Genomic DNA, 4,010 nt, shown 5'->3' with positions numbered 1-4,010 from the left:
CAGCTGGCTGCCGCTACCGAGGTCATCAAGCTGCGGCTGGCAACGCTCAACATCAACGACAGTGAGGTTTATTCCGACGCCAAGAGCAACCGGATCATCGTGCGGTTCCCCTGGCAGGCAGGGGAGAAGGATTTCGACCCGGAGGCTGCGGTGGACGAGCTGGGTGAAACCGCTGTGCTCACCTTCCGGCACGGAAACCAGACCAATGTGGACGAGAACGGCAATCCCAACGGGGATATCATCCTCCAGGGTGCCGATGTGGCAGAGGCAGGCACCGGTCAGCAGCCCAACAGCCAGGGCGGCGCAGACTGGGTGGTTACCCTGAAGCTGACCGACGAGGGCAAGCAGGCGTTTGCGGACGCCACCACCCAGTTGGCATCCCAGAAGGGCACCATTGCCATCTGGATGGACAACTACTGTATTTCCGCACCCACTGTCAGCTCTGCCATTACCGACGGCAACGCAGTCATCACCGGTTCCCAGAGCTACGAGGAAGCAAAGGAACTGGCGGACAAGATCAATTCCGGCGCACTGCCCTTTAAGCTGACCACCTCCAGCTTCAAGACCATTTCTCCCACCCTGGGTACCGGGGCGCTGCGGGCGATGGTCATCAGCGGCATCATCGCCTTTGTACTGATCGCCATTTACATGATAATCCTCTACCGTCTGCCGGGTACCGTTGCAGTGATTACCCTGGCGGGACAGATCGCCGGCACTCTGGCTGCCATTACCGGGGCCCTCTGGCTGCCATTACCGGCTGGTTCGGCTTTATGGACAGCTCCACCCTGACCATTCCCGGTATCGCAGGTATCATCCTTGCGGTGGGCATGGGCGTGGATGCCAACATCATCACCGGCGAGCGCATCAAGGAGGAGCTGAACCGGGGCAAGAACCTGAACGCTGCCCTGCGTTCCGGCTATCAGCGTGCCCTGTCCGCCATCATTGACGGCAACATTACCACCATCATCGTGGCAATCATCCTCATGGGCGCATTCGGCGTGCCCACCAGCGTATTCGCAAGGCTGCTCAGACCCCTGTTCTTCGCATTCGGCGCAAGCACGGAGGGCGTCATCTACTCCTTCGGCTATACCCTCATGGTAGGCGTACTGCTGAACTTTGTCATGGGCGTACTTGCATCCAGGCTGATGGTGATGTCCCTGTCGAACTTCAAGATTTTCCAGAACAAGAAGCTGTACGGAGGTGAGCAGGCATGAGCAAGCAGAAAAAAGTCCGTGACTATGTAGGACACATGCACATTTACATCATCATCTCCGCCATCATGATCCTGTGTGCCATTGCGGGCTCTCTGATCTTCGGTGTAGAAGTGGCGATTGAATTCAAGGGCGGTACCATCCTCAGCTACAGCTACACCGGGGATGTGGACACTGCACAGGTGGAGACCCTGGCGAAGGGGATTCTCAACACCCCCGTTACCATCCAGACCGGCGAGGCGCTGGGGGACGGCAGCGGCAAGACCATGACCATTTCCTTCAGCTGTGCGGAGGGCTCCTTTACCCCGGAGGTACAGGGGCAGCTGACCACCTCCATCCAGGGCAAGTTCCCGGATAACCAGATCAAGCTGCTGGAATCCAACGACGTTTCCCCCACCTCCGGCAAGCAGTTCTTCTACAAGTGCCTGGTGGCAGCGCTGGCGGCTTCCGTGATTCTGATCATCTACATCGCACTGCGGTTCAAGCGCATCAGCGGCTGGTCTGCTGGCATGTGCGCAATTCTCGCCCTGGTGCATGACCTGATCGCCGCATACGGCACCTTCGTCATTGCCGGGTTCGAGATCAACTCCAACTTTATGGCGGTGCTGCTGACCATTCTGGGCTACTCCGTCAACAATACCATGGTCATCTACGACCGGATCCGTGAGAACCAGAAGCTGATGGACAAGAAAACTTCCATCCGGGAACTGGTGAACACCAGTATCAGTCAGACCATGCGCCGGAGCATCCGTACCTCTGTGACCACCATTTCCACCATGCTCATCATTTCCATTGTGGCAGTGATCATGCAGGTAGATTCCATTCTCAGCTTCTCTATACCGCTGACGGTGGGTCTGATCTCCGGTACCTATTCCTCCATCTGCATCGCACCGGTGGTGTGGGTCTGGTGGACGGAAAAACGGGGCAAGAAAACCGTGGCAGATCTCCAGATCAGAAAATAATCAGCGTAAACGGCAGGGTATCCTGCCGTTTTCTTTTGCCCGACCCTTGCAAATTACAGTGTTTTGTGCTATGATAAGAAGACGATGAAAAACAGGAGGGAAGAAAACCATGCAGGCTGGCGTATCCACAGCGTGCCTATACCCCCGGCTGCTGGAGGAGTCGGTATATGACCTGGCGGTCAGCGGCATTGCCCATACCGAGATTTTTGTCAACACGGTGAGCGAATGCACCCGAACCTTTGTCAGCGGCATGGCGGACACCATGAAGCGGTTCGACATGACCTGCCGTGCCCTGCATCCCTTTACCTGTCCCATCGAGCCCATGCTGTTTTTCAGCGAGTATGAGCGCCGGGTGGCGGATGCCCTGGAATTTCACAGGATGTATTTCCAGGCTATGAACTGGCTGGGGGCGGAGATCTTCGTGTTCCACGGCAACCAGGCAGGCAGCAGCATCCCCCAGGAGCTGTACTTTGAGCGGTTCTACCGGCTGGCAAAGCTGGGGAAGGNNNGCTGGCAAAGCTGGGGAAGGAGTTCGGCGTGACCGTGGCGCAGGAGAATGTGTCCCGGTGTACCAGCGGCTCCCTCCGGTTCCTGAAGGAGATGAAGCGTGCCCTGGGGGATGACGCCCATTTCGTGCTGGATACCAAGCAGGCAATCCGCAGCAAGGAGAATATTTTCGACGTGGTGCGTGCCCTGGGCAGCTCCATTGTGCATGTGCACATCAGCGACCATGGGGAACGGGGGGACTGCTTGCAGATCGGCAAGGGCAGATTCGACATCCGCCGGTTTCTGCGGCTGCTGCGGCAGGAGGGGGCGGACTGCTCCATTATGCTGGAGCTGTATCGCTCCAATTTTAGCAATCTGACGGATCTTGTCAGCAATTATAACACGCTCGTGCATATGATCGGCTCTCTGGAGCCTGCCGGGCGCTGAGGAGGAATCAGTATGCGATGTCCCTTCTGCGGCTATGAGGACACCAAGGTCATCGACTCCCGTCCGGCGGACGGAAAAAAGCGCCGCCGCCGGGAATGCACCAACTGTCAGAAGCGGTTTACCACCTTTGAGGTGGTGGAGCGGCCCTTGCTGATGGTGGTGAAGCGGGACGGCAGCTTTGAGCCCTTTGACCGGCAGAAGCTGATCGCCGGCATTTACAGCGCCGTGAAAAAGCGTCCGGTTTCGGTGGATGCGGTTTCCCGGCTGGTGGATGAGATCGAGAATTACTACGCAAACGAAATGAAAACCCAGGTCACCTCGGCGGAGATCGGGGATATGGTGCTGGAGCGGCTCAAGCGGATCGATCCCATTGCCTATGTGCGGTTTGCGTCGGTGTACAAGGATTTTACCGACGTGGAGGGCTTTATTCGTGCCATTCGGGAGCTTGACGGCTGAACAGCCGAAGCATACATAGGGCGATTGCCCGGGAAAGGATGATTTACATGGACGATTTTTTCAAGAATCTGCTGGATACCAAGGATCACAGCAATGAGTTCACGGCGGAGGACATCAACAAGAACAAGGCAGTGGCGATCATTGCCTGCTTCTGGGTGCTGTTCTTTGTGCCGCTGATTGCGGCAAAGGACTCCGGCTTTGCGAAGTTTTACGCAAACCAGGGGTTGATCCTGTTTCTGACTACCATCGTGCTGAACGTGGCAGGGGGAATCCTGGCGAATATTCCCTTTATAGGTTTTGTTTTGCAGATGATACTGAGCCTGGCATCCCTGGGACTGTTCGTGTTCCTGGTGGTGAATGCGGCAAACGGCAAGGCGAAGGAGATGCCCATCGTGGGCGGACTGTTCACTGCGTTCCAGTGATGACAGAGAGGCAGCCGGGGAGGCTG

General features: G+C 57.0%; 6 protein-coding genes. All 6 read left to right on the top strand.

Features of this window, described 5'->3' with window-relative positions:
- On the top strand, positions 1-789 hold a 789-nt coding region (locus tag QVO51_RS10845; protein ID WP_369677882.1), incomplete at its 5' end, for a preprotein translocase subunit SecD.
- Entirely contained in the window at positions 771-1,214 is a 444-nt protein-coding gene (locus QVO51_RS10840) for a hypothetical protein (protein ID WP_022357169.1), read from the top strand. The genes QVO51_RS10845 and QVO51_RS10840, both read left to right, overlap by 19 nt.
- Positions 1,211-2,173, top strand: a complete 963-nt coding sequence (gene secF / locus QVO51_RS02920; RefSeq protein ID WP_022357168.1) for a protein translocase subunit SecF — start codon at positions 1,211-1,213, stop codon at positions 2,171-2,173. Before QVO51_RS10840 ends, secF begins: the two co-directional genes overlap by 4 nt.
- Before the next feature lie 537 nt (positions 2,174-2,710).
- On the top strand, positions 2,711-3,106 hold the full coding sequence (locus QVO51_RS02915; protein WP_022357166.1) for a sugar phosphate isomerase/epimerase family protein: 396 nt from the start codon (positions 2,711-2,713) through the stop codon (positions 3,104-3,106).
- Positions 3,107-3,118: 12 nt separating this feature from the next.
- Positions 3,119-3,562, top strand: coding sequence for a transcriptional regulator NrdR (gene nrdR, locus QVO51_RS02910; protein WP_015557416.1), 444 nt, complete (start codon positions 3,119-3,121; stop codon positions 3,560-3,562).
- A gap of 47 nt (positions 3,563-3,609) precedes the next feature.
- Entirely contained in the window at positions 3,610-3,984 is a 375-nt protein-coding gene (locus QVO51_RS02905) for a membrane protein (RefSeq protein ID WP_022357165.1), read from the top strand.
- The last annotated feature ends 26 nt before the right edge of the window (positions 3,985-4,010 follow it).

The sequence above is a fragment of the Ruminococcus sp. CAG:379 genome (assembly GCF_000434255.1).
Lineage (GTDB): Bacteria > Bacillota > Clostridia > Oscillospirales > Ruminococcaceae > Ruminococcus_F > Ruminococcus_F champanellensis.
The sequence above is the reverse complement of the archived record's forward strand: the minus strand, read 5'-3'. Positions and strand labels throughout refer to the sequence as shown.